This is a genomic window from Schaalia sp. ZJ405, from assembly GCF_011038885.2.
In the GTDB taxonomy this organism is placed as follows: Bacteria; Actinomycetota; Actinomycetes; order Actinomycetales; family Actinomycetaceae; genus Pauljensenia.
Map to the genome: position 1 here is coordinate 1,316,089 of NZ_CP064952.1, position 25,458 is coordinate 1,341,546.

Here is a 25,458-nt window from a genome sequence, read left to right on the forward strand (position 1 = left end):
TGATGCTCGGTACTGATCATCCGCATCTTCCCCGCGGCGGGCAGCGCCTTCCGATAACGACGTACCGCCTTCAGCTGACACCCGACTTTGGTTTCGCTCAGGCGCAGGCTGTGCTCCCTTACATCTCAAAACTGGGAGTCACCGACGTCTATGTTTCACCGATCCTCACTCCCGTTCCGGGTTCTCAGCATGGCTACGACGTTGTGGATCATTCGCGGATCAATCCGGAGCTCGGAGGCCGAGAGGCTTTCGAGGAATTCTCGCGCGAAGCGCACCGGCTGGGGCTTTTCGTTGTTGTGGATATCGTGCCCAACCACATGGCGGTTCCAACTCCCGTGTGGCTCAACCGACCGCTGTGGTCGGTGCTCAAACACGGGAAACAGTCGTCATTCGCACGCTGGTTCGACGTTGCCACAGACGAGAAAATCCTCATGCCGATCCTGGGTTCGCGCATCGGGCAGGTGCTGAGTTCAGGTGAACTTCAACTTGAGCACATGGTGATCCCAACTGAGCCTCAGCACGGAAAACAGTGGGTTCTGCGCTACTACGACCATGTTTTCCCCGTTGCTGAGGGCACCGAGTCTCTCCCCTTGGCTGTCCTCGTTGATCGGCAACCCTATCGCCTCGCACACTGGAAAGTCGGAAACGAAGAACTCAACTACCGCAGGTTCTTCGACGTGGGAACGCTCGCGGGAATTCGCGTTGAACGCCCCGAGGTATTCGAAGCAACGCACGCGTTACTCCTTGAACTTTTCAACGCGGGATTCATCAACGCCTTCCGCGTGGATCACCCCGACGGCCTCGCTGACCCTCAAGGCTACCTCGCTCACTTGAGCGAGCGCACGGGAGGTGCGTGGATCGCTGCGGAAAAGATCCTCGAAGGATCCGAGCAGCTCCCCGCGGACTGGCCCGTCGCCGGAACAACGGGCTATGACATGTCGTGGCGGATCCATGCGCTCCAAATTCCCCCGCGGGCGGCGATGCCCCTCGGGGCCCTCATGCAGCAGATCACCGGAGATTCTCCGTCTTCCTGGCATGAGATTGAGCGCAGCTGCAAGCTCCAGATCCTTGAGACATCTCTTGCGGCGGAGGTGCGTCGAGTCGGAACGCTGATCCGTGACATCTGCCGTGAGGATATTCGACTGCGCGACCACACCCTGAGAGGAATTGTTGAATGTTTGGGTGCCCTCGTCATCGAGATGCCCCAATACCGAACCTACATTGTCCCCGGTCATCCCGTTCCTAAGCTCTCGCGCGAATGCCTCGACCAGACACGCCAGCGGGCGATGGAGACCCTCGACCCCGATCTTGAAGACACGATGGATGTCATCTGTAGTCTCATCCTCGGTGAGGAAGTTGGGTCCGCTCCCCTATCTGACACAGATTCACGCTACGCCGAGGTCGCGGTGCGTTTCCAGCAGCTCTGCGGAGCCGTCATGGCAAAAGGCGTCGAAGACACGGCGTTTTACCGGTGGACACATCTGGTTTCCCAGACGGAAGTCGGTGGAGATCCCTCCCGCTTCGCCCTCGAACCCGATGACTTCCACGCATATGCCCACCAGATTCAAGAAACCTGGCCAGCAACAATGAGCGCGGGAACAACGCACGATTCCAAGAAGGGCGAAGATGTGCGCGCCCGCTTAGCGGCGTTGGCGTGGCATGCCGAGACCTGGGTGGCCGTGGTGTCGCGTCTACGGTCGATGACTCAGACCTCTCGTCCTCCCACGCTTGATGGTCGCATGGAGAATCTCCTGTGGCAGATCCTCGCGGGCACCCGCTCGAAGTCTGATCCGATGACCCCTGAGCGTCTGCGCGCCTACTTAACAAAGGCGGCGCGCGAAGAAAAGACGTGGACAACGTGGACGAGTCCCGATGAGGTTCGCGAGCGTGAGCTGCTTGATTTCGCCTCGGCCGTTCTTGCAGACCCAGCCGTTAACGACGTATTTGACGAATGGGACGGGATTATTGCCTCGTCGGTGCGGTGCACGGTTCTGACGTCGAAGGCTCTGGGACTGACGGTTCCGGGGGTGGCGGATATCTATCAGGGTTCAGAAGTCACGCGGTCGTCGCTAGTTGATCCGGACAACCGTCGCCCGGTTGACTTTGCGGAATTGGAGCGGATGCTCAGGGATGTTCGTTCGGGCACAGCTCAAGGGCTTGATGCCGAGAAGTTCCTGGTAACGCAGCGGATCGCTCAGTTAAGGGCCGCGGAGTCCCAGGCTTTTGTGTCAGCTGAGTCCACGTACGAGGCCCTACCGTCAACATCAAGCTTCGCGGTGGCCTTTGCCCGCGGGGACTCTCGTGGCCCACGTGTGGTGACGGTCGCTCAGCGTCTGCCCACGGCAGGATCCTCCCTTGACGGTTGGGGGGATCATTCGGTTGTTCTCCCCGAAGGGCAATGGCTAGACGTTCTGTCGGGACGGTCGTGGCCGGGCGGATCAGCTCCTCTGGGGCAGCTCCTTGCGTCCTTCCCGGTGGCGGTGCTGCGTCACGTGGATGCGGCCTCAATGTCAGGGGACGAGGACGAGGCGGCAGCTCCCACGCCCTCGCCGGGCGCATGAACGATCACTAGTCTTCAACGTAAGTCGGCGGTTTGATGAACATTGGAGTATGGCTGTGACGGGCGAGATGGTTCCGATTCGCGTGTGGGCTCCCGACGCCCATTCGATGGCTGTGGTGACCGGGCAGCACACGTCGCGGTGTTGCCAGGCAATGATTCGCGGTGAAGACGGCTGGTGGGAAGGCCCCGAGCTCCCCGTGGGAACGGATTATTTTCTCAGTCCTAACGGGCGTGGTTTTTTCCCAGATCCGCGTTCCCTCTGCCAGCCCTTCGGAGTTCACGGGCCAACACGCGTATGGCGTCCACCGGCATCCCAATGGGTTCCTTCGCCCCTGGACACCTCCTCCGTGCCCGAGGAACACCGTGGAGACGGCCCCTCAGCCTCGGATTCCCCAGTGGATCGCCAAGACGTCCTCGGTCATGTGATCTATGAACTGCACGTTGGGACTTTCACCGCTGAAGGAACCCTCGATGCCGCCTCCAAACACCTCAGTGACCTTGCGAAACTGGGGGTTCGCACGGTTGAACTCATGCCCATCGCCGCTTTCTCTGGTGACTTCGGATGGGGCTACGACGGGGTGGATCTCATGGCCGTCCACGCCCCCTACGGCGGCCCTGACGCGCTTGTTCGCTTCATCAACCGTGCACACGAGCTGGGGCTAGCTGTGTGCATTGATACAGTCCTCAACCATGTGGGAACCTGGGGGAACTACCTGGAACAATTCGGCCCCTACTTCACCGACGCTCATTCAACTCCGTGGGGTCCAGCAATCAACCTTGACGGCCCCGCCAGCCACGAAGTCCGCCGCTTCCTCACAGACGTCGTTCACCATTGGCTCGTTGACATGCATGCCGATGCGGTACGCCTGGACGCCGTTCATGCGCTCATTGATACCTCTCAACGGCATTTCCTCCAAGAACTCTCCGATTCAGTTGCCCAATGGGAACGTCAGACCGGACGATCATTGACTCTCATTGCCGAATCCGACCTCAACGATCCTCGGATGGTCACTGCGACAGCTAACGGAGGTATGGGGATGGATGCCCAGTGGGCCGACGACATCCACCACGGGATTCTCACGCGCTTCACCGGTGACTCCCACGGATATTTCGCTGACTTTGCTCACCCTCATCCCCAGTCATCCCCAAGCCCGGACTCCCCACTAACCCCTGCCGTTGACCTGTCTGCCTCTGCTTGCGTTGACGAGGACGACAGCTCTTGTGCCCTCGTCAATGCTCAACATCCCACGCGCTCGGCCCTCGCATATGTCCTTGAACATGTGTTCTTCCACGACGGCACGTGGTCATCGTTCAGGGAAGCAACCTGGGGCGCTCCCGTTCCCGATGACATGGACCGTCGCCGTTTCATCGCCTATTCCCAAAACCATGACCAGGTGGGGAATCGAGCACGCGGGGATCGTCCGTCAACGCGTGTGAGCGACGGGGCGCTCGCGGCAATGGCTGCCCTCGTATTACTCGGCGGGGCAACCCCTATGCTCTTCCAAGGCGAAGAATGGGGAACACGCACCCCATTTCAGTTCTTCGCAGATCAGGACAGCCCAGAAAATGCTCGGCTTGTCCGGGAAGGTCGCCAACGCGAATTTTCCCGCCACGGATGGTCTGGGACGATTCCCGATCCCGCGTCTAAGTTCACCCGCGACGCCTCTGTTCTGGATTGGGCGCAGCGTGATGAGCCGCGGGGCCAGCGTTTCCTCAGCTGGTATCGGCGTCTCATTGAGATTCGCAACGATTGTCCCTCGGTGCGTTCCGGCTCCCCCGTTCACGTTGAGGACCTGGGGGACGTCCTCATCCTGAGGAATGGGACGATCAGCGTTCATGTCAGTCTCACGTCCTCTCCCCTCGTCATTGACGAGGACGATCACGGTCGGATCATCGCACGCTTCGATGACGTCGGCGGGCCAGCCGTCATTGTTGTTGCCACAGATGCCGCCTCGTCCTCGTTCCCTTCCATGTCCTCACCCACGTGCGAGGCAAGACAATGACCAGTCGGCGCGCCTGACACCGTGACTTAGAGGAGCGACCTACCCTAAACGGGTGGAACAGGAAGCACTGCCCCCGGCATTCATTCAGGCCTTGCTTTCCCTACGTGATGCGCCGAAGAACTCCCACCTTCGCCTTGAGGAGGTTCCCCCGCCGAAGAGACTTGCACCTTTTACGGCGGCCCTGGCGATCCAATCCATTGATGAAAACCACGGCCAGGCGCTGACAACCGGACGCCTTGTTGTCCTCCACGATCCGAACTCTCAACCCGGATGGAACGGAACTTTCCGGATCGTCGCCCAGTTGCGCTCTCATATCGACCCGGAAATGAGCACGGACCCCCTGCTGTCGGAAGCACTCTGGGGATGGGCGGCGGAATGCCTCGATATCGCCGGTGCGGGACTGCATGATCTCACGGGAACGGTGACCCGGGAAATGTCCGAATCTTTCGGAGGGCTTGAACTACATGGGTCCTCGATGAATGTCGAAGTGCGGGCATCGTGGACACCGAACACCGCTGAACTGGGAGAACACCTGGTCGGATGGACGGACTTCATGTGCCGGACCGCGGGTATCACCACCGAACGTTTCCTTGAAGGAGTCTGACACATGCGCATCGACAACCGCGACGGCCTCCCGGCGGGAGACACCGACGATCCGGTGCTCATCGCGGCGCCGCGCGGCGGGATCCCCCGTGTCATCGACACACCTGAGGCTCTTGCCGATGCTGGAGAACAGCTCAGGGGCGGCCGCACTCCCGTTGCCCTTGATGTCGAACGGGCCCAGGGGTTCCGCTACGGAGCCGACCCATATCTTGTGCAGATCCGCCGCGAAGATGTTGGAACATTCCTTGTGGACACCCACGCCTTGCCCGACCTCACTGCCCTGCAAGACGGACTCAACGACGTGTGGTTGCTTCACGATGCCGAACAGGATCTGCCGAATCTGCGTTCGACAGGTTTGACCCTGCCAAGCCTCTTTGACACGGAAATGGCCGCCAGGCTCACGGGTCTGCGGAGATTCGGACTTGTCGCCGTGTGCGAACAGGTCCTGGGACTCACGCTGCTCAAAGACCATCAGGCCTCCGACTGGTCGGTTCGTCCCCTCCCTACAGATTGGCTACGCTACGCGGCCCTTGACGTTGAACTCCTCACCGAACTCTACCGTCGTCTTTCCGTGACTCTCCACGATCGTGGTCGATGGGAATGGGCGCTCGAAGAGTTCGCCTACATTGCTTCGCGGCCCGTACCAGCACCAAAGAAAGACCGGTGGAGAACACTGCCTGGAGCGAAAAAAATTCGTTCGCGCAGGCTTCTGGAAGTTCTGCGGCAGCTGTGGGAAACCCGCGAGAGCATTGCCCGTGACCTCAATATTTCCCCCGGTCTCCTCGTGCGCAACGCTGCTCTCGTTCAGGCTGCCTCCCAGCCTCCCCGGAATCGGCGTTCCCTGCTAAAAATTGGCGAATTCCGCTCCCCCGTGGCTCGCCAGTACTCAGAGGCGTGGTTGCGTGCCATTAACCGCGGCGTTAACGCTGATGAGGATCAGCTTCCCCCTTTGCGCGCCCCTGAGATTCCCGGCGCGATTCCCGATGCTCGCCACTGGCCTCGAATTGACGAGGACGCGGCTGCTCGTCTCACCGCTGTGCGCGCGGCGGTGGCCGAGGTCGGTGACACCCTTGACCTGGATCCCGAAGTCGTATGTGAACCCCGTGTGCAGCGCATGATTGCCTGGGCACCTGTCGAGCCGTCGCGCGACTGCGAAGATGTCATTGATGAGCGAATGACGATCAGCGGCGCTCGCGCGTGGCAAATCGACCTCGTGCGCACACCGATTGCGGCTGCGCTTTCCTCAGTCTGACTCACCGCACCAGCCTCTGACTCACACGACCTTTACCCTGCATGGATCTGCGTATTCGGTGACCGTGTTCAGACACCGGACCTCGGCGTCCACTCGGAGCACCCACGACCGTGACATGAGCAGCCCTCACGCCTGCTCAGATCTCACCGCCCACGCGGAGCACTCTTGGAGGCAAGCGCCGCCCTGATCTGATCGGCGATTCCCGTGGCACTGAGACCGCAGTCCTCTAAAATTTCCGCACGTTCGGCGTGGGCGAGGAATCCGGGGGTGATGCCTAAGCACACAACGGGAGTTGCTGAACCTGATCGAGCGAAAAGATCACGCACCGCCCAGCCAAAACCACCGTTGACGATCCCGTCCTCGACCGTGACAACCACGCACGCATCATCGGCAAGGGACAGCAGTTCCTCCGGGACCGGCAACAACCACCGGGGGTCAACAACTCGGACACTCACTCCTTCTCGGCCGAGAATGCTTGCGGCTTCGATGCTTTGGGGAGCGAACGCGCCCGTGGCAACGATGAGGACCGAGGCAACTGACGCAGATGAAGACGCGGCCTCGTCCTCGGCCCCCTCATAAATCACGTCAATTCCGCCGACACTGCGCAGAGCCGGCATCGGTTCTGGTAGGGAGCCTTTGCGGTATCGCACAAGTGTTGGCCCGTCAGAAATGTCGATGGCCTCACGTAGTTCACGCCGAAGTGTTTCCTCGTCACGAGGGGCAGCGACCCGCATCCCCGGAATAATCTGGCTGAGTGCGAGGTCCCACACTCCATTGTGGGACGCTCCATCCGGTCCGGTAATCCCGGCGCGATCGAGAACAACCGTCACCGCGAGCCGGTGGAGTGCCACGTCCATGAGTAGCTGATCGAATGCGCGATTGAGGAACGTTGAGTAGAGGGCAACAACCGGGTGCGCACCCATATGTGCCATCCCCGCCGCAGAAGCCAAGGCCTCCTGTTCGGCGATGCCAACATCCACAACACGATCAGGCATTTCTCGCTTGAGCGGAGCCAGCCCCACGGGAGCCATCATTGCCGCTGTAATCGCAATGACATCTTCTCGTTGACGTGCAATGTTAACGATTTCCTCGGCAAACACCGCAGTCCATCCAAAGCGTTGGGGAGCAACCGGTAAGCCGGTTTCCGGATGAATTGGTCCTACGGCGTGGAAGCGATCGGCGATATCTTCCTCCGCTGGAACGTATCCACGGCCCTTCTGGGTGATGACATGGACAAGGACGGGCTCGTTGAGCATCTTCGCCCGAGACAGTGCCGTTTCGATTGCGACGATATTGTGGCCGTCCACGGGACCCAGGTACTTCAGGCCGAGGTCTTCGAACATTGCTTGCGGAATCAGCGCGTCTTTGATTCCTGATTTAATGCCGTGGAGGGCGTCATATGCTGCGCGGCCCGGTTGCCCGAGCTTCATGAGCTTGTGCTTGCCCCAGCTCAAGGCGCGTTCGTATTCTTCCGAGGTCCGCAGGACATCCAGATGGTGTGCGAGACCGCCAATCGTTGGAGCGTACGAGCGGCCGTTATCATTGACCACAATCATCACTCGGCGGTTCTTCGAGGCCGCAATCGTGTTCAGAGCCTCCCACGCCATTCCCCCCGTGAGTGCGCCATCGCCAATGATGGCAACCGTCCACGACGGGTCGTGTGCGCGACGTTTTTCTCGGGAAATTCCATCGGCCCACGCCAGAGATGACGAGGCGTGCGAGTTTTCGATGACATCGTGAACCGATTCGTCTCGCGACGGGTAGCCAGACAATCCCCCGCGTTCACGCAGGTGCGAGAAATCGTGCCGCCCTGTGAGTAGTTTGTGCACGTAGGCCTGGTGGCCGGTGTCGAAAAGGAGGGTGTCGACGGGTGAAGAAAACTGGCGATGCAACGCGATCGTCAACTCAACGACCCCGAGATTCGGGCCTAAATGCCCGCCGGTTTTCGCAACTTCTGAGATGAGAAAACGGCGGATCTCTGCGGAAAGATCGACAAGTTCAAGAGGAGTTGCTCCCTTGAGGTCCGCCGGGGTGCCCAGGCGGGTCAGCAGCGGGTAGTCGATGTTTTCTTTGACCGTGTTGTCAGGCATGGGGCAATTCTAGGTCGCTGACACAGCAAAGGGCGCACGGGGACGCTGCGATGGGTTTTGTGTCTGCGGTGACGCTTCCTCAATGGTGGTGCGACGGTGCCGTCGAAGTCGTGTAGCGGCCGGAGCCTTCCGCCGGTACCAGCGCGTATTCCCGGATTGTTTGACACAGACTTCCCCGGAAGACTCAGCACATGCACTGCACTCACCACGTCGCAAAGAGGATGAACAGACTAGGATGAGAACCGTGCGCCCGTTTGGGTTCAACATTTCGACAGGAGGCCCTGATGTCCGTGACAACCACCCCCTATGGTGAATGGAGCTCCCCGATCACTGGCGATTCCTTTACCGCACGTTTTGTCACGCTCTCGCAGGTTCGCGTTGACGGTTCGGACACGTACTGGGTGGAGGGCCACCCGAAGGAAGATGGGCGCGGCACACTCTTGCGGAGACGAGGAACCGGGGAAACCTTAGAAATTCTTCCCCTCATCGACTCCGTTCGCCTTCCCGACGTGCGCACCCGCGTCCACGAATACGGTGGCAAAGCCTACGCCGTTGCCGATGGCACGATTGTTTTCTCCGACGGATTCGACAACCGGGTTTACCGTTTCGACGTCAACGACACGGTCCGTGGAATCGTCCCCTTGACGACGCTGTCGAAAGTTCGCTTCGGAGACTTCCACATTGATGAAGTTCGCGGTCTGGTCTACGCCGTCGCCGAAGATCACACCGATCCGTCAGACATCCGTAATTCACTGGTCGCTATCCCCCTTGATGGGTCTGCGGGACGAAACGACTCCGCCCTCGTCACTGTTTTTGATTCCTCTGATTTCGTGTCTTCCCCCGCAATCTCCCCCGACGGCACTCGCCTGGCATGGCTGTCATGGAATCACCCCAACATGCCCTGGACCCAGTCCACATTGCACGTTGCTTCCCTTGATTTTGAGGGACATATCAACCATTCGTGCACAATCGTTGATTCCCCCGAAGTCTGCGTTTACGAGCCACGGTGGACTCTCGACGGCGACCTCATCCACGTTGACGACTCCACCGGGTGGGCGAATCTTTTCCGCACAGAAGGATTCGAATGGCGCGAGGGCGAAGACGAGGACGCCTGGATTTCCCGTCTGCGCACCCGAGCCCTCCACCCTGGAACTCAGGCATTTTCGCACCCCCACTGGCGCCTGGGACTGCACTCATTCGACAACTTCGATCACGACCACCTGATCTGTTCATGGGCGGAGCAACTCACCTGGCACATCGGCACGGTCCGCTTGGACAACGGCATGGCCGAAGAATGGGCAACCGGCTGGTGGCCCATCGGAAATGTCGCCTCCTGTGAGGACCGCGTTGTCTTCCTCGGGGACTCTGCGATGCATTCCCCAAGTATCGTCGAGGTGAAGAACGGGAAAACTTCAATTATTCGTCCATCAACCGAGGCAGAGGTTCCCGCCGAACTCATTTCAACCGCCGAGGTCATGTCATGGAAGACGCGCGACGGTGAGAAATCCTACGGCTTCTACTACGCTCCACGGAATCCCGATTTCGTTGCCCCAACAGGTGACCTGCCTCCGCTGATCGTCAATGTGCACTCCGGCCCGACATTCTCATCACGACCCGGACTCAAGGTGCCGTTCCAGTACTGGACCAGCCGCGGCTTCGCCGTTCTCGACGTCAACTTCCGTGGGTCCACCGGGTTTGGTCGTGCCTACCGTGAGCGTCTCAACGGTCACTGGGGTCAGATGGATGTTCAGGACTGCATCGACGGTGCCCAATACCTCATCGACCGCGGTCTGGTTGATCCACAGCGTATTGCGATCCGAGGTGCATCAGCCGGTGGTTTCACCGCGCTCAACGCTCTGGCATCATCCGATGTCTTTTCTGCAGGAACAGTGTTCTACGCGATGACGGATCTGCGTCGTCAAGCCGCCGACACCCACAAGTTTGAGCGGCACTACTATTCGCGTCTCTTGGGATCCGACAACGTTGATGACGCAGTGTGGGCGGATCGTTCGCCAATCAACCACATCGATTCGATCAAAGCTCCGCTGTTCATCATGCACGGCACCAATGATCACGTTGTCCCCGTGTCTCAGGCTCAGGCAATGCATGACGCCCTCGTTAAGCGAGGAAACGCCGTCGCTCTGAAGATTTACGAGGGCGAAGGCCATTCCTTCCACAAGGCTGACAACATTCGTGACGCATGGCAATCTGAGCTGGCGTTCTACCGGCAGGTCTGGGGAATGAACACGGATAATCCCACGCGTTTCGAGATCGTCAACCTGTAGATCAACACTTCAGGGGCCGTCACCCGGTAGCGGGTGACGGCCCCTCAGACAAGCCGCTGCCTACCCGTGTGACCGGCTGGGCATCTAAGCCTGAGAGTGTTTCCTCGCGTGCAAGCCGCTGCCTACCCGTGTGATCGGCTGAGATACTGCGCGACTTGGAACGCCATTTCCAGGGACTGCTGGTGATTGAGACGCGGATCGACAAGGGTCTCATAGCGATGCCGAAGGCCGTCCTCGTCAAGCTTCTCCGACCCACCAATCACCTCGGTGACATCGTCACCTGTGAGCTCCACGTGGATGCCACCGGGAACCGTTCCCACATCGTCATGCGCCTCGAAGAATCCCTTGACCTCGTCCATGATCGTCTCGAAACGACGGGTCTTGTATCCATTCGACGACGTGATCGTGTTTCCGTGCATTGGATCAGTCATCCACGTCACCGGCCGCCCATCAGCCTTTGCAGCAGCAAGCAACGGGGGCAAAGCGTCGCCGATCTTGTCCGCTCCCATGCGAGTAATGAACGTCAAACGCCCTTCCTCGCCGTCGGGATTGAGACGCTCCATCAGAGCAAGCATCTGCTCAACCGATGTTGTTGGCCCGAGCTTGACACCAATCGGATTGCGAACGCGGGCAAGGAGCTCAATGTGAGCGCCATCAATGTCACGTGTACGCTCCCCCACCCAGAGGAAATGCCCGGAGGTGTCATAGGGCAGACCCGTACGCGAGTCGATGCGGGTCATCGCGGATTCATACTCAAGCAGCAGAGCCTCATGGGATGAATACAGATCGACTTCACGCAGCGAATCGAAGTCAGCTCCGGCTGCCTCCATGAACTTCACGGCACGGTGGATTTCCTCCGCAAGGGACTCGTAGCGCGCATACGCCGGATTCGATGTAAAGCCACGGTTCCAGTGGTGAACCAGACGCAGGTCAGCGTAGCCGCCCTTCGTGAACGCGCGGATAAGATTCAGCGTGGATGCCGCATGGTGATATGTCTCCATGAGGCGCTCCGGTTTCGGTGCGCGGGCCTGCGGTGTGAACTCAAAGGAGTTCACCGCATCCCCCCGATATGACGGCAGAGTGACACCGTCGCGCGTCTCCATGTCAGAAGACCGGGGCTTGGCGTACTGACCGGCGATACGTCCGATTTTGACAACGGGAAGCGATGCTCCGTACGTCAAGACAACGGACATCTGAAGCAGCGTCTGAATCTTCAACCGCAGGTGATCGGCCGTCGACTCAGCGAAAGTCTCCGCACAGTCGCCACCGGTCAGCACGAAGGCATCACCGCGTGAGGCTGCGCCCAGCCACTGGCGCAGATCATCGACCTCGCCAGCGAACACTAGAGGCGGTTGACCTCTGAGCTGGGACGTCACGCGTCCCAGTGCATCCACATCGGGATAGGTCGGCTGCTGAAGAGCCTCATGACGACGCCACGTATCCCACGGAGCGGTCCCCGCTGTGGGTGAAACAAGCTGTTCTGGGCCGTGACGCAAAGGACCGGCATGGCCGCCATTTGCGTCACGGCCTGAACTCATTGGAGGAATCACTTCGCCGCAGGCTTCACGTCCTGGCCGATCTCGGCCATCATGTCGGTGAACCACTTCTGTGTGATGTCGAAGGGTTTACCGCCGGCAATGCGCGGGAACGCGATAGCGCACAGACGATCGCCGTTCTCCTCATCGTGACCGATAACGCCGGACTCGCCCTTAAGGGCGCACTCAACGGCAAGGTCAGTCATCGACTTGATCAGGCGAAGATCGTCGGCGTTCGCACGCGAAGACCGCGAGAAGTACCCGGACTTCTGGACCATCACCTTTTCCGCCTCGATCTTCGAAGCGAATTGCTTGGCGAACCACTGTCCGGGGTTGATCGTGTCGAGCTTGACGTGGCCGAAGGGGTCGCGCTGAACCTCAACACCGGCAGCTTCCATCTCCGCGATGATCTCGGGAACTCCCGCACCTTCGGACAGGAAGATGTTGACGTTGCCCTGCTCATCCATGATCTTCTTCAAGCGAGCGGCCTCGGCGTCAATATCCAAAGCCATTTCGGGCAGGAACACGGCGTGGATGTCCCAGCGTTCCTTCGACAGACCGATGGAGGGCACCCATTCCTGGGTCTTGAGCCACTCGTGGTATTCCTTGGATCCGGCAGCGGTCAACCATCCGCAGTGACGTCCCATGATCTCGTGGATGATCAGCATGCGGGGGTTCGAACGGTGCTCACCGATGACGTTCTGTGAGTACTCGGACACCTCTTCCGCAGCGGTCCATGCGCCCAGGGACTGACGGATCGGCACAACGTCGTTGTCAATGGTCTTGGGCAGGCCAACGACGGTCAGGTGGTAGTCATGTTCCTCAAGGTAGGCGGCCAAGTCGGCAGCCGTGGTGTTCGTGTCGTCGCCACCGATGGTGTGGAGAACGTCAACGCCATCTTTGCGCAGCTGTTCAGCAGCCTTCTCCAGAGGGTTCTCGCCCTCGGCCACCAGTCCACGCTCAACGAGGTTCTTGACATTCGTCAACTTGACGCGGGAGTTACCAATTGGGGAGCCACCGAAGCGGTGGAGGATCGCGGCGTTTGCGCGAGCCTCGTCGTCAACGACGACGAAGTTGCCGGTGAGCAGGCCGTGGTAGCCATTCTGGTAGGCAATGATCTCAACTTCGGGGGCAATTTCGTTATAGCGTTCGATCAGCCCTCCAACGGCGGAGGACAGACACGGAGCAAATCCCCCAGCGGTGAGCAGGGCGACGCGGCGTACCGACATGGAACACACCTTTCAAGCATTCTGAAGTATCGCAGGCCAAGCGACCCACGCGTGCACATTGATTTTAGCGAAGTTTTCTCCGTCCCTGTCGGGACAGTTCTCTCGTGAACACGAATGGCACTTTTGTGCGGGCTGGCACTCACGAACTCTCGTATCGTCGTCCTCGCACAGTTCTCACGCACGTTGGACGCTGCGCACCCTCGGAACTGCGAGAACAGTGTGCCGCTTGTATTCCTGGGGTCCTTCGAGCGGCCTTATTCCTGGGGTCCTTCGAGCGGCCTTATTCCTGGGGTCCTTCGAGCGGCCTTATTCCTGGGGTCCTTCGAGCGGCTCGGAATCTTCACCTTCGGATTCTTCGGGTTCTTCCGGACGCGTGGGCACCTCAACTTCCGGGGCAACACGACCACCGGGAGCAGGACGCCCATTCGTTGGCACAGGTCCCGAAAACTCCCCTTTTTCTGCCAGCGCCGCTTTGACATCGGCGGCGTACAGGTCCACGTATTCTTGACCCGAGAGCAACATCAGGTTGTACATGATTTCATCGGTGATCGCCCGCAGAATGAAACGGTCCTTATGCAGGCCCTTGTACCGTGAAAAATCAAGGGGTTCACCAATGACCATACCGATATTCGTTCGCGAGGGAATCTTCTGGCCAATGGGTTGAGCGGCGTGAGTCCCAATCATCGCGACGGGAATCACCGGAGCCCCCGAGAGCAAGGCCAGACGTGCCACACCTGTTTTTCCTCGGTAAAGCCGACCGTCGGGACTACGAGTTCCTTCGGGGTAGATGCCGAAGAGTTCCCCCTGGGCGAGCCGATCCAGTCCAGCTTTAAGTGCTGCTTCGGAGGCGCGTCCACCGCTTCGGTCAACGGGGATCGTGCCAACAGCTCGCATGAATTCCTTCGTCACCCACCCTTTAACTCCGGTTCCGGTGAAGTAGTCTGCCTTCCCCATGAAAACGACCTCGCGATCAAGCATCATCGGGAGGAACACGGAATCCCACACGGCGTTATGATTCGACGCCAGGATCGCAGGGCCGGTAGCGGGGATATTGTCTTTCCCTCTGATCCACGGGTGGTAGGTCGCCTTCAGAACTGGCCCGCCGGTTGCTTTCAATGCCTGGTAGAACGCCACGGTCACTCCTCATTCGAGGCTTGGTTTCTCAAAGATAGAATCAACTCTATGACGTTTCACGCCTCCGCGGTGCCTTCACGTGCCGATTCGGCCTGTTCACCGGACACTCGTGCGTCCGGTGCTGCACGGGTGCCCACGTTCCCAAAACCTGTTTTCCCCGAGGGTTTCCAGCCCGGATTCCCCGGCATAGGCACGAATAGTCAGGCTGGTCAGTGGGTTATTCTCGACATTGAAACCACCGGTTTGGGCATCGATTGCGCGATCACGGAAATTGGGGCTGTCCACGTTGTGGGCGCTCAGGAACAGGATTCCTTTCATTCCCTGGTCAATCCGGGAGTTGCGATTCCCGCCGTTATCACTCGCCTGACGGGAATCACCGACGCTACCGTGGCATCTGCACCCCCGATCGAGGATGTCCTTCCGGCCTTTGTCACCTGGCTCAGTTCTCTCATTGACGAGGATGAGCCCGCCAGCGCTTCACCGTTGACTCTTGTTGCCCACAATGCCCCTTTCGATATGGGTTTCCTGACGCGAGCAGCCAGGCAGCTTGGCGTGACGTGGCCAGCTCTCCCGGTCGTTGACACTCTGGCCTTGGCCCGTACATTCCTTCCCAGACCCACCGTGACCAACCATCGGCTCGTCACTCTCGCTGCCTTTTTCTCAACGACGGCGGACCCAGAGCACCGAGCTCTTGGCGACGCACGCGTGACCGCTCAGATTCTTGATGCCCTGGTGGATATCGCCGGGGAAGCAGGAGTGACGGCGATGGAGGATCTTGCTTTGCTCTCCACACTCTCAACGGCTGAGCAGCGGCGGATGAGGGCGCAGCGGTAGATCCGAGGGCGTACTGACGCTCGTGAGCCAAAAACGTCACACTGAAAAAATTCACTGTGACACAAATGACCGAAAACCGGCCAAAAACAGGCGGATCGAACCAAAAACGTCACACTGAAAAATTTCACTGTGACACAAATGACCGCAGACGATTGGGACCCCGGACTTTTTCTCTCAATCCCGCTCATTGACATGATGAAAACCTGATGGTGGTGCACCCACAGTCGGGTGCACCACCATCAACATGTCTGAAGCCCGCGGGTGGATGTCACCACCCACCGCAGCCCACGGCAATACCCTCGTCCTCGTTTCAGATCACTCTTCGTGAGAAGCCTGTGCCCATTTCTCCAGGAGTTCGTACGCACCACCGGAATCAAGGATCTCTCGGGCGCGGTTGATTCCCGCTGAGAATCGTTGGGTCAGCTCATCACCCACGAGTTCTGCATCCTCTCCGAATCCGTTGTAGGCGATGATGCCGGCAGCGACATTGAGTGTGACGGCATCGCGGACGGCGCGGTTGCCTCCGCCGGAAAGAATTTCACGAGCGACAACAGCGTTCTCATGCGGATCTCCCCCACGCAGATCACCGATCGCTGCGGGAGCCATATCGAAGAGTTTCTCCGTGTCGAGTTCTGTTTCCTCAACGCGTCCGCGGGACACAACCCAGACCTGATTGATGTCCGTTGTGGACAATTCGTCGAGGGCAGATTCCTTGCCGCGGAAAACCAAGGCCGACAGTCCTCGCTCGGCGTAAACACCAGCCATAAGCCTGGCGTTGTCTTCATTTGACGCGCCGATCGCACAGGACTTCACCCGGGCGGGATTAGTTAACGGACCCAGGACGTTGAAGGCGGTGGGGAATCCGAGGGCACGCCTCACGGGAGCAGCAAAGCGCATCGATGGATGGACCTTGTTGGCGAAAAGGAACGCGATTCCCAGGTCGTTGAAGATCTGTTGCTGAAGCTGCGCGGATGCGTCAAGGTTGACTCCCAGCGCCTCGATCACATCGGAAGATCCAGATTGTGACGTTGACGCGCGATTACCGTGCTTAATCAGCGGGATCCCAGCGGCAGCAAGCACCAGGGCCGACATCGTTGAAATGTTGACAGTTTTATAGCCGTCACCGCCGGTACCAACAATGTCGAGAGCATCGGAGGGAAGCCCCGGATCAACGGCATGATCAAGCATCGCAGCGGCAAGGCCGTGAACCTCAGTGACCGTTGGCCGTTTAATCGACATTGACGTCAGGAACGCAGCCAACCGGGACTCACCGAGTTCGCCGCTCATCACCTGGTCCATCACCCAGTACGACTGGTCGTAGTTCAGATCAACGCCGTCGTTGAGCCTCCGGATGATAGGAGCCCACTCTAATGTTTCAGTCATCACCGTTGACCAGCAAGGACCGAGGCAACAGTTTCTTGCAGGGTCAGGGGGTCAAGCGGATCAGTAATCCACGCGACCGCTCCGGACCAATTTGCTAACCATTCGTCCTGCTGACGGGCGATCAGGAGAATCGCAGGCGGGAGCTGATCGATGGTATTACGCAGGTCCTGAAGAACAGACATACCTCCCTGCTTCTGTGTTTCACCGTCGAGGATCAGCGCCGCAAATTCGTTGTTTTCAACAAGTTCACGCACTCCGAACGGGGTCGCAGCTTCGCTCCACTCGATTTTTGGTGAGTCTTTCGAGGCCCGCAGCCCCACTCCATTGATCACGGCTTGGCGCTTGTCAGCGTCGTCGCTGAAGACGAGGACGCGAACGGTCTGATCGCTCACTATCTGAACTCCTTCATCTAGAGGCCGAAAGGCCCGATGTGTCACGAACCATTCTACGTGCAGATGGGCGGTTCCACTGACGCGGAACCACCCATCGACAAACTCACCTCATCCACCGAATGTTATTCGAGCTCACTCGGCTGAGGAATCAACTGACATGTCTGTTGCTCCAACGATGTCAACAATCCACACAAGAGCTGAGGGCTCTGGTGCTGGACCTTCCTTCTGGATGGGGACCCGTCGAGGCTGAATGACAGCAAGACGTGTTCCAACGGTCTTGCCCACGAGCTGGAGATCAGCCGCGCCAACAGTCATCGGTGGTTTAGACCATGACGACTCAAAAGAATCGGCGTTACCAAAGGGGCCAACAACAGCGCGGTAAGCAACGGCGTCATTCGCAGTGATCTCACGTCCTGCCCCCTTGTACAGGGTGACCATTGATCCTTCGGTCGGCACTTTCGCTCCGTCAGCGAAAGCTACTGTGGGCTCTTCGCCCGGCTTTCCTGTGACCTCAACTCCCTCAGGAAGTTTCTCGTCGGTCTTTGTGGCCTTCGTCGAATCGGACTCGTTGATCGTGATATCCGAAGCTGACTTGAGGATGTCGATCACAAAAACAAGCGTTGACCCTGCGGGAATAGGTCCGGAAGCCTGATCCCCGTAGCCCCATTTCGGCGGGACAACAAGCTCGACACGATCACCGACGTGCTGGGTCGCCAGACCATATTTCCACCCGGGGATCACGGCGTCGAGACTAAACGACGCGGGCTTGCCGGTATCGAAAGAAGATTCAATCTCGGTACCGTCCCACAGAGCCAGCTTGTAATTGACGAGGAGGTAGTCGCTCACACCGACCTCAGGGCCTTTCCCCTGTGTCAGCGTCTTGACGGAGATTTTCTCCATCGGATCGCCGCTACCCGCTGCGATCGTGGGTTTTTCTCCAAATTTTCCGGTGACTTTGGGGAATTCACCTTTACCGGAACGGTCAACCTCAGGGGCGGCCGGATCCGGAGCCTCATGGGATGAGGACGAACCCGACTGCGAACTCTGGTTGGCATCTTCGGTTGGCGAGCATGCCGCTACTGTGACAACCAGGGACAGGGCAACAATCGCCGACGATACGCGGCGTGCAAGTGTCATATTCTTCATCGGCTCAGTGGAAAGACTCTCCACACGCGCACGTGTTCTGGGCGTTCGGGTTATCAATGGAGAAGCCCTGACGCTCGATCGAATCTTGGAAATCGATGGTTGCTCCCGCAAGGTAAGGCGCAGACATGCGGTCAACAACGAGTTCGGCACCATCGAAGTCGCGAACGAGATCCCCATCGAGCAAGCGGTCATCGAAGTAGAGCTGGTACATCAGACCGGAACATCCGCCGGGCTGAACCGCGACGCGTAGGCGCAGGTCGTCTCGGCCTTCCATGTCGAGCAGGCTCTTCACCTTTGTCACCGCTGCGTCTGTCAGCGTGACCTCGTGTGTTTGTGTGGAGATTTCGGACATGATGCTCCTTTAACGATGTCCAGGTGTACGAGTATCCACCCTACGGCTTCATCGGATGCGATGCTAGATGTGACACTCTCCTTAGCCCTGAGTGAAATCTGACGGCGCCCACGTTCGGGCCACACGTATGCCAACGGAGTGGAAATCCATCTCGGAGGTTTTCTCGATCACTCCGTGCAGCCCCCATTCGGCGCGTTCGTAGTTTGACAGTGAGTGCTCCTGAGTCACTCCGACGGTTGGTAGGGCCCACTGTGCTGCACGTCGGGTAATCGTGTCGAGGCTTGCTTCAGCAAGTACCGGCGAATGCATTCGAGGTTCGACAACGACAACAAGGTCCGCCTGGGACATCAGTTCGTCAAGGTGCGTGACCTGTGCGAGCACATCCCCCGTGGGATGCAGGCGTCCACCGATTGCGGCAACCATAGCGCCAACGCCCCCTCCGGCTCCCGACCCGGCGATCCGTCCGGGGTTATCGGCCTGCCCATCCCCCGTTCTCATAGACGAGGACGAGGACGAAATGGCCAGTTCCCCAGGTCGGGTCCGGTATCTATCAAGCACCTCGGTGAGCGTCGCCGTGAGGTCCCGGTCCTGAGAGTCACGCGGGAGGAGGTCAACGCCGACTGCCAGGACGGAGTTAAGTCCAAGTAGCGGGCGCGCCGTTGACGCTGCAACGATGATGTCCGATGTGCGCAACAGCTCACGTCCCGCATCTAAGGCGCATGGAAGTGTGGCGCTCAGTTGATGCCTGTCGGATAGGTCAATTCCTGTGAGGGCGCCAAGGAAACCGAGGCCTGCATCGGAATCAATGGTGTGCCCTCCCTCGATCACTGGGATTCCGCCACCGTCGAGGACATCCCGTGCTTGGCGTCCAATTTCTGCCGTGTTTTCTGCCCACAGAGGCACGGTCAGGGGAACCCACCGCGATGTAGCGTCTGAGGACAGTCCGTGATCCCCGTGACGATCGGCTTCAACGGACACACGTCCATCACATGCAGCGCGGAAGGTTTCGGCCGGGCCGAAGGGAATAGCGTGTGCCGCCCATCCGGGTGCCGCATCGCTTATCCCCTGGGCAATAGCGCTCAGCGGTAGGAGCGGGTCCTGGAAATGAGTGGCGGCCCCGCCCTCCCAATGTCCAACGACGAGTGCGTGTTTCACAGCTGGTCGCGAAGCCGAGTCAGAAGGATTGCTTCGGCGAGGATCGCGTTCTTCAGGTCGGGAATCGACTGGGATTCGTCCTCGGAATGCGCATTCGTTGTGGGATCTTCCACGCCTGTCACAACAACCTGGGCGTTGGGGAAGAGGCGCTGGAAGTCGGAGATGAAGGGAATCGATCCGCCAACGCCGATATTCACGGACGGATGGTTCCATGCCTCTTCAAGGGATTCGTGGAGCAGTCGAGTCACCGGGGAATCAATATCGGCTTGATATCCGGGGCCGTATTCATTTGGAGTGACCTCCACGCGAGTACCGAAGGGTGCGTTCGATTCCAGGTGAGTAACGAGGGCGTCCATCGCGTCGTGCGGATCCATTCCGGGGACGGTTCTCATAGACACCTTGAAACGCGTGTGCGGTGAGATGGTGTTGGATGCCTCCACAACGGGGCGCGCGTCAAATCCAATGACGGTGACCGACGGTTTTGTCCACGCGCGCGCGGCCACAGATCCTGTGCCCAGAAGCTGTGCCCCCTCAACCATTCCCGCGGCGGCGATAAATTCGTCCTCGGGCCATTCAACATCTGAGGTTTCCGTGCCCCCCAAGCCTGCAACACGCAAGTTCCCGACCTCGTCATAGAGGGAGGAGATGAGCATTGCCGATGCGGTGACCGAATCAAGCATTGGACCGCCGAACATCCCGGAATGCACGGCATGATCGGACACGGTGACATCAACGGTGGCCACGCAGTTGCCCCGAAGCGAGGTTGTCACCGCGGGTTCTCCGACTTTCCAGTTATCTGAATCGGCAACAATGATGACATCGGCGTTGAGACGTTCTTGATACGTGTTGAGGAAGGTAACGAAACTAGGTGACCCCAGTTCTTCTTCTCCTTCGATAAAGACCACAACATTCACCGGCAGCTGATCGGCCAAAAGCCGTGCCGTTCCCAGGTGAACAATGACTCCGGCACCGTCGTCGGAAGCTCCTCGGCCATAGATCCTGTCCCCGCGGACCTCAGCTGTGAACGGATCTGAGCTCCATCGCGACACATCTCCTGCGGGCTGAACGTCGTGGTGAGCGTACAGAAGAACAGTGGGAGCACCCTCAATACGGGGGCTCTGAGCGATGACTGCGGGTTTGCCTTCAATACCCTCAGGCGTTGTCACCGAGTGAATTTCCGCGTCGAATCCGATCCTCGCAAATCGGTCGCGAATATGCTCGGCGCTGCGGTGGAGGTCATCGTGATGCTCGGGATCAGACGACACCGACGGGATTGCAACAAGCTGGGCGAGTTCGTCAAGCAGGTCGGGGAACATCTCGTCTAGGCGTTGACGAAGCTGGGACGTGGACGGAGATTTAGTGGCTAAGTTCGACATGTCTCAACACTAGTTCACACCATAGGCATCTGCGTCGATGCATTCTTTTTCACCTTGATCCGCTAACCTGATGGCGTGTTTAAACGTGAGAAGAAGGAAACCGCCGCCTCGTCTACGCAGCCTGTGGCTCACACCGGCGCCGGCACGAAGAAGGGGCGCCCCACGCCAACACGTAAGGAGGCGCAGAGGCGCAACGACCGCCCTCTGGTCCCCGCCGACCGCAAGGAAGCCAAGCGTCAAGCTAAGGAACGCCGCAACGCGCAGTTCCAGCGTGAACAGATGGCACTTGAAACCGGTGATGAACGCTTCCTTCCGCTGCGTGACAAGGGACGAGTACGTCGCTTCGTTCGCGACTGGGTCGACGCTCGCTGGTCCTTCTCCGAGTTCCTCATGCCGATCATGTTGCTCTTCCTGGTTGCCATGATGACGCTGTCGCTCTGGCGCACCCTCGACCAGGTGATTGCCTCGTACGTGATGATTTCTGTCACGTCGGCGATGTACACGCTGTTCGCAATCTCCATCATCGAGGGCATCGTTGTGTGGCAGCGTCTCAAGCGTAAGATCCGCGATCGTTACCCTAACGACGAGATCCCCAAAGGCACGTGGTACTACTGTTTCTCGCGAATGATCATGGCCAGGCGGTGGCGTTCACCCAAACCGCAGAAAGCCCGCGGAGAGTTCCCAACGGTCAAGGCAAAGAAGAGCTAACGCTCGTGACTACTCTGCCTCGTCTTCGGTGAAAACGCTGATCGGGCGGTGAAGAGGAAGAAGAACTCACACTCCTGATTTCTTCGTCACTGATCCATTCCACGTCACACACCGGGATGTGGCGTCCATCCACAGGCTGCCTCACCCCGGTTTATTCATCCACAGGCGGCTACGTTGCCCTCGATTTCACCTCCCGTCGTCATCCATTCTGTGTTGTGCGGGGACCACGCCTTTGCAGGCTCGTCCTCGTTCCCCGCAAGACGAAACAATGAAACCCGGGAGACACCGATGACACGACTGACGGAACTTTCGACACCCAACGCCCCCAATGCACCCAATGCACGGGGAATCTACGGCCCTTCCGGCTGGCTCTCCTCCTCAGGCATCGATCTTTTTCTTGCCCCTTTTGCCAGCGGACCGTCGTGGTCAGGTGACTATTCACGCTTCGACGGGGTGAGCCAAGACGAGGCTGTCACACTCCTCGATGCTCTTCCCTCAGACAATCTCCCCGACCGACAAAACAGCGGTCCCTCAGTCGAAGAGGCTCTGGAATTCGCCAGAACTCACCCGGGAACGCGACTGGGAGGCTACGTCATTCGTGCTCCTCGTCACGATGAACGACTGAGTATCGACACACTCGCCATTCCCCGTGAATATCTCCCGTCGCACTGCGACCTCGCTTCCCACTGCACCAGCGACCAGTGGCCAACGCTGCGAGATACCCTTGAACTCGCGCCAACGGTTGGCGCTCCCGACGAAGCCTATGAACTTCCAAGTACCCCTAACGGGTGCACTGCGTGGACGTTTTGGTGGGACTAAAGAGAAGAAAACCCCTACCCTTAAGACATGATCCGACGAACCTACACCTGGCTCTTCGACCGTTTCATCACCCATACCGATCCGGAGATGGCTCACCACATCGGAATTTCTGCGATCGCATGGGCGGGGCGTGTTGCTCCCCTTCGTGGTCTCATGCGCGCAACGATTGGTTACCTGCCTGAACGCGCGCGCAATGGGGCAAGCTCGAGGCCTGCTCCCGTCAAGATCGGCACGCGTGAGATCCGCGGTCGTCTGGGCTTGGCAGCAGGCATGGATAAGGACGCCAAAGCCGTTCTTGGGCTGGACGCGATGGGTTTTGCTTTCGTTGAAGTTGGAACGATCACCCCGCGCCCACAACCCGGCAATGACCAGCCCCGACTGTGGCGTCTCCACGAATCCCACGGGCTGCGCAATCGCATGGGATTCAACAACGAAGGTGCGGACGCCGCAGCCGAGAAACTCAAGGAACTTCGCACGACCCCCGCGGGTCGTCGAGCAGTCGTCGGGGCAAACATCGGAAAAAACAAGGTCACGCCTGAGGATGAGGCCCATCGTGACTACGAATACTGCGCGCGGACGCTTGCCCGCTGGGTTGACTTCATCGTAGTCAATGTGTCATCCCCGAATACTCCGGGGCTGCGCGATTTGCAGTCTGTTGACCACCTCCGCCCGATCCTTCAGGCGGCCCGTGACGGTGCCCGAATCGGAGCGCCCGACCGCGAGATTCCCCTATTCGTGAAAATTGCTCCGGACCTGGACAAAGACGACATCATTGCCGTCACGCGCTTGGCCAGCGAGATGGGTCTAGCGGGGATCGTCGCCACGAATACCACGATCAGCCACGACCTCGGTGACGGCGGCGTCTCGGGAGCACCGCTGTACGATCGAGCGCTTGAGGTCGTTCGGCTCATCGGTGATCACATTGACGACAACCAGATCCTCATTGCCACGGGTGGGATTTTCTCCGAGGCCGATGCAGTTCGGATGCTCAACGCGGGAGCTGACCTGGTCGAAGCATTCTCTGCATTCATTTACGAAGGGCCCTCGTGGCCCGGAGAAATGAATCGTGCGCTCACGTCCTTCTGACACAACCAACGGTAACCCGAGTGTTCATTCATCTGTCCTCCCCTGATCTTTCCGCTGATCCGCGCCTCGACGACTATACGAAGCTCAAGGATGTGCGTCTGCGTTCACTTCTTGAGCCAGAACGCGGCCTCTACATGGCCGAATCATCAAATGTCATCAAACGCGCGATTGAAGCCGGGCATCGTCCTCGTTCATTCCTCATGGCTCAGCGGTGGCTCCCGGACCTCACGGCCGAAATTGTCAGCTCCACCGGTGCCGAGGACGGCGGTGATGTCCCGATTTTCTTGGCGGATGAGGAAGTGCTTGAACAGCTCACGGGCTTCCATCTTCACCGCGGAGCTCTGGCTGCAATGCACCGCCCTGAGCTTCCCAGCGTGTCTGACCTGCTTGCCCATGCCCGCGGCGGGTCACCCGCTCGACGCATCGTGATCCTTGAGGATCTTGTCGATCACACGAATGTTGGCGCAGCATTTCGCTCAGCTGCGGCTCTTGGCCTCGACGCCGTCCTCGTCACTCCCTCATGCGCTGATCCACTGTATCGGCGCTCCGTGCGAGTCTCTATGGGGACAGTGTTCCAGGTGCCGTGGACGAGGCTGGACAGGTGGCCCGATGTCGATGCCCTGCACGCTGAGGGTTTCACGGTGGCTGCCTTGGCTTTGTCCGATGACTCGGTGAGCCTCGACGATTTCGTTTACTCTCCCGCGGTGACCGCGCCAGATTCGCGCTTAGCCATGATCATGGGGACCGAGGGCGATGGGCTTTCGCGTCGAACGATCTCTCAGGCTGACGTTGTCGTCAAAATCCCCATGTCAGGCGGTGTGGATTCACTCAATGTCGCCGCAGCATCAGCGGTCGTCTTCTGGGCGACCCGCATCCCGTGACCGCGAGGAACCGCCAAGAGACTGACGATGTATCTGGCGTACATAGCACGCTCCAGCGAAGCTCATTCCAGAAATGACGACCGAGATCCAGTGGAGCACCTGAATGACCGATTGGAGAAGCAATACCCATAGAGGAAATCCAACATCTGCGGAATTCACTCCAGAATATACGTAGGAAATAATCGGCAAGGTAAGTCCCGAAAGCACAGCAAAAGCTGCTGAATATAATGCGACTCTCAACATATATGACAGCTGCATGCATATCACTCCCCGGCCCCATTCACATAGAGCCCAATACTCGTCACCTTGATCTTTTTTACTACCGCAACATTACCCCACGGCAGACTTGCCCCTACCGAATCTGTACCCGTTGGAACCGTGCATCACAAAACTTATATAGACTCGGGCGCTATCATCCATTCCAAAGACATCCGCTCCTATATACGTATTCCAAACTCCAGGAAATTCAGTAAAGGGATATCTCGCTTAGTTACCTCCTCAAAACACGAGAGTTTTTCAGTAATGACAGTATGCAACTCATCACTGTCACTATCAACGGTGCGTCATACTGTATTTCTGCTCGAGGTGCGGTAGCTACGCCAGCAGGTCATCTGCATATGGGTGTGGCCGCTGAC

Annotated in this window: 20 protein-coding genes; 10 read left to right on the forward strand and 10 right to left on the reverse strand. The window is 58.8% G+C overall.

All coding sequences use genetic code 11. The features are described 5' to 3' along the window. The first annotated feature begins 2 nt into the window (after positions 1 to 2). Genes treY through G7Y41_RS05400 form a run of 4 tightly spaced genes read left to right on the forward strand, consistent with a single transcriptional unit; the run spans position 3 to position 6,418 of the window. Positions 3 to 2,561 carry a malto-oligosyltrehalose synthase gene (gene treY, locus G7Y41_RS05385; protein WP_165315408.1) on the forward strand — a complete coding sequence of 853 codons (2,559 nt, stop codon included), beginning with the start codon at positions 3 to 5 and terminating at the stop codon, positions 2,559 to 2,561. Positions 2,562 to 2,610: 49 nt separating this feature from the next. After that, positions 2,611 to 4,563 carry an alpha-amylase family glycosyl hydrolase gene (locus G7Y41_RS05390; protein ID WP_196819461.1) on the forward strand — a complete coding sequence of 651 codons (1,953 nt, stop codon included), beginning with the start codon at positions 2,611 to 2,613 and terminating at the stop codon, positions 4,561 to 4,563. 52 nt (positions 4,564 to 4,615) lie between these two features. Then, complete coding sequence (locus G7Y41_RS05395; RefSeq protein ID WP_165215083.1) at positions 4,616 to 5,167, forward strand: DUF3000 domain-containing protein; 552 nt, start codon at positions 4,616 to 4,618, stop codon at positions 5,165 to 5,167. Between the two features lie 3 nt (positions 5,168 to 5,170). Beyond that, a complete protein-coding gene (locus tag G7Y41_RS05400) occupies positions 5,171 to 6,418 on the forward strand; it encodes an HRDC domain-containing protein (protein ID WP_165315409.1) in 1,248 nt (415 codons plus the stop codon). Between the two features lie 143 nt (positions 6,419 to 6,561). Here G7Y41_RS05400 and dxs read toward each other — a convergent pair whose 3' ends face one another. Then, positions 6,562 to 8,508: a 1-deoxy-D-xylulose-5-phosphate synthase gene (dxs, locus tag G7Y41_RS05405; protein WP_165315410.1), complete on the reverse strand. Its 1,947-nt coding sequence runs from the start codon at positions 8,506 to 8,508 to the stop codon at positions 6,562 to 6,564. Positions 8,509 to 8,792: 284 nt separating this feature from the next. Here dxs and G7Y41_RS05410 point away from each other — a divergent pair, with 284 nt between their 5' ends. Then, positions 8,793 to 10,793: an alpha/beta hydrolase family protein gene (locus tag G7Y41_RS05410; RefSeq protein WP_165315411.1), complete on the forward strand. Its 2,001-nt coding sequence runs from the start codon at positions 8,793 to 8,795 to the stop codon at positions 10,791 to 10,793. Positions 10,794 to 10,915: 122 nt separating this feature from the next. On the opposite strand, the gene G7Y41_RS05415 is transcribed toward G7Y41_RS05410, so the two are convergent. The 3 genes from G7Y41_RS05415 to G7Y41_RS05425 form a co-directional block, all read right to left on the reverse strand. Further along, a complete protein-coding gene (locus G7Y41_RS05415; protein WP_165315412.1) occupies positions 10,916 to 12,331 on the reverse strand; it encodes a class II 3-deoxy-7-phosphoheptulonate synthase in 1,416 nt (471 codons plus the stop codon). An 8-nt stretch (positions 12,332 to 12,339) separates the two neighbouring features. Next, entirely contained in the window at positions 12,340 to 13,557 is a 1,218-nt protein-coding gene (locus tag G7Y41_RS05420) for a pyrophosphate--fructose-6-phosphate 1-phosphotransferase (RefSeq protein WP_165215107.1), read from the reverse strand. 306 nt (positions 13,558 to 13,863) lie between these two features. Then, positions 13,864 to 14,691, reverse strand: coding sequence for a lysophospholipid acyltransferase family protein (locus G7Y41_RS05425; protein WP_165315413.1), 828 nt, complete (start codon positions 14,689 to 14,691; stop codon positions 13,864 to 13,866). Positions 14,692 to 14,739: 48 nt separating this feature from the next. On the opposite strand from G7Y41_RS05425, the gene G7Y41_RS05430 reads away from it, so the two are divergent. Further along, positions 14,740 to 15,525, forward strand: a complete 786-nt coding sequence (locus tag G7Y41_RS05430) for an exonuclease domain-containing protein (protein ID WP_165315414.1) — start codon at positions 14,740 to 14,742, stop codon at positions 15,523 to 15,525. A gap of 315 nt (positions 15,526 to 15,840) precedes the next feature. Here the strand turns inward: G7Y41_RS05430 and trpD are convergent, their stop codons facing one another. From trpD to G7Y41_RS05460, 6 genes are all read right to left on the reverse strand, one after another. After that, positions 15,841 to 16,908, reverse strand: a complete 1,068-nt coding sequence (gene trpD, locus G7Y41_RS05435) for an anthranilate phosphoribosyltransferase (RefSeq protein ID WP_165215120.1) — start codon at positions 16,906 to 16,908, stop codon at positions 15,841 to 15,843. After that, positions 16,908 to 17,300 carry a hypothetical protein gene (locus G7Y41_RS05440; protein ID WP_165315415.1) on the reverse strand — a complete coding sequence of 131 codons (393 nt, stop codon included), beginning with the start codon at positions 17,298 to 17,300 and terminating at the stop codon, positions 16,908 to 16,910. The genes trpD and G7Y41_RS05440 overlap by 1 nt, the downstream gene beginning before the upstream one ends. Positions 17,301 to 17,432: 132 nt before the next feature. Further along, positions 17,433 to 18,446 carry an FKBP-type peptidyl-prolyl cis-trans isomerase gene (locus G7Y41_RS05445; RefSeq protein ID WP_165315416.1) on the reverse strand — a complete coding sequence of 338 codons (1,014 nt, stop codon included), beginning with the start codon at positions 18,444 to 18,446 and terminating at the stop codon, positions 17,433 to 17,435. Positions 18,447 to 18,450: 4 nt separating this feature from the next. Further along, on the reverse strand, positions 18,451 to 18,798 hold the full coding sequence (erpA, locus tag G7Y41_RS05450; protein ID WP_165215142.1) for an iron-sulfur cluster insertion protein ErpA: 348 nt from the start codon (positions 18,796 to 18,798) through the stop codon (positions 18,451 to 18,453). Positions 18,799 to 18,879: 81 nt separating this feature from the next. After that, positions 18,880 to 19,953, reverse strand: coding sequence for a glycerate kinase (locus G7Y41_RS05455; protein ID WP_165315417.1), 1,074 nt, complete (start codon positions 19,951 to 19,953; stop codon positions 18,880 to 18,882). Then, the gene (locus G7Y41_RS05460) at positions 19,950 to 21,329 is read right to left on the reverse strand and encodes a dipeptidase (protein WP_165315418.1); all 1,380 of its coding nucleotides are present in this window, start codon (positions 21,327 to 21,329) and stop codon (positions 19,950 to 19,952) included. The genes G7Y41_RS05455 and G7Y41_RS05460 overlap by 4 nt, the downstream gene beginning before the upstream one ends. Positions 21,330 to 21,404: 75 nt before the next feature. On the opposite strand from G7Y41_RS05460, the gene G7Y41_RS05465 reads away from it, so the two are divergent. The 4 genes from G7Y41_RS05465 (at position 21,405) to G7Y41_RS05480 (ending at position 24,823) form a co-directional block, all read left to right on the forward strand. After that, positions 21,405 to 22,037: a DUF3043 domain-containing protein gene (locus tag G7Y41_RS05465; RefSeq protein ID WP_165215156.1), complete on the forward strand. Its 633-nt coding sequence runs from the start codon at positions 21,405 to 21,407 to the stop codon at positions 22,035 to 22,037. Between the two features lie 288 nt (positions 22,038 to 22,325). After that, entirely contained in the window at positions 22,326 to 22,856 is a 531-nt protein-coding gene (locus G7Y41_RS05470) for a hypothetical protein (protein WP_165315419.1), read from the forward strand. Positions 22,857 to 22,883: 27 nt separating this feature from the next. Beyond that, positions 22,884 to 23,942 carry a quinone-dependent dihydroorotate dehydrogenase gene (locus G7Y41_RS05475; RefSeq protein WP_165315420.1) on the forward strand — a complete coding sequence of 353 codons (1,059 nt, stop codon included), beginning with the start codon at positions 22,884 to 22,886 and terminating at the stop codon, positions 23,940 to 23,942. 20 nt (positions 23,943 to 23,962) lie between these two features. Further along, positions 23,963 to 24,823 (forward strand): TrmH family RNA methyltransferase, encoded by an 861-nt coding sequence (locus tag G7Y41_RS05480; RefSeq protein ID WP_196819462.1) that lies wholly within the window; start codon positions 23,963 to 23,965, stop codon positions 24,821 to 24,823. Positions 24,824 to 25,458: the final 635 nt, after the last annotated feature.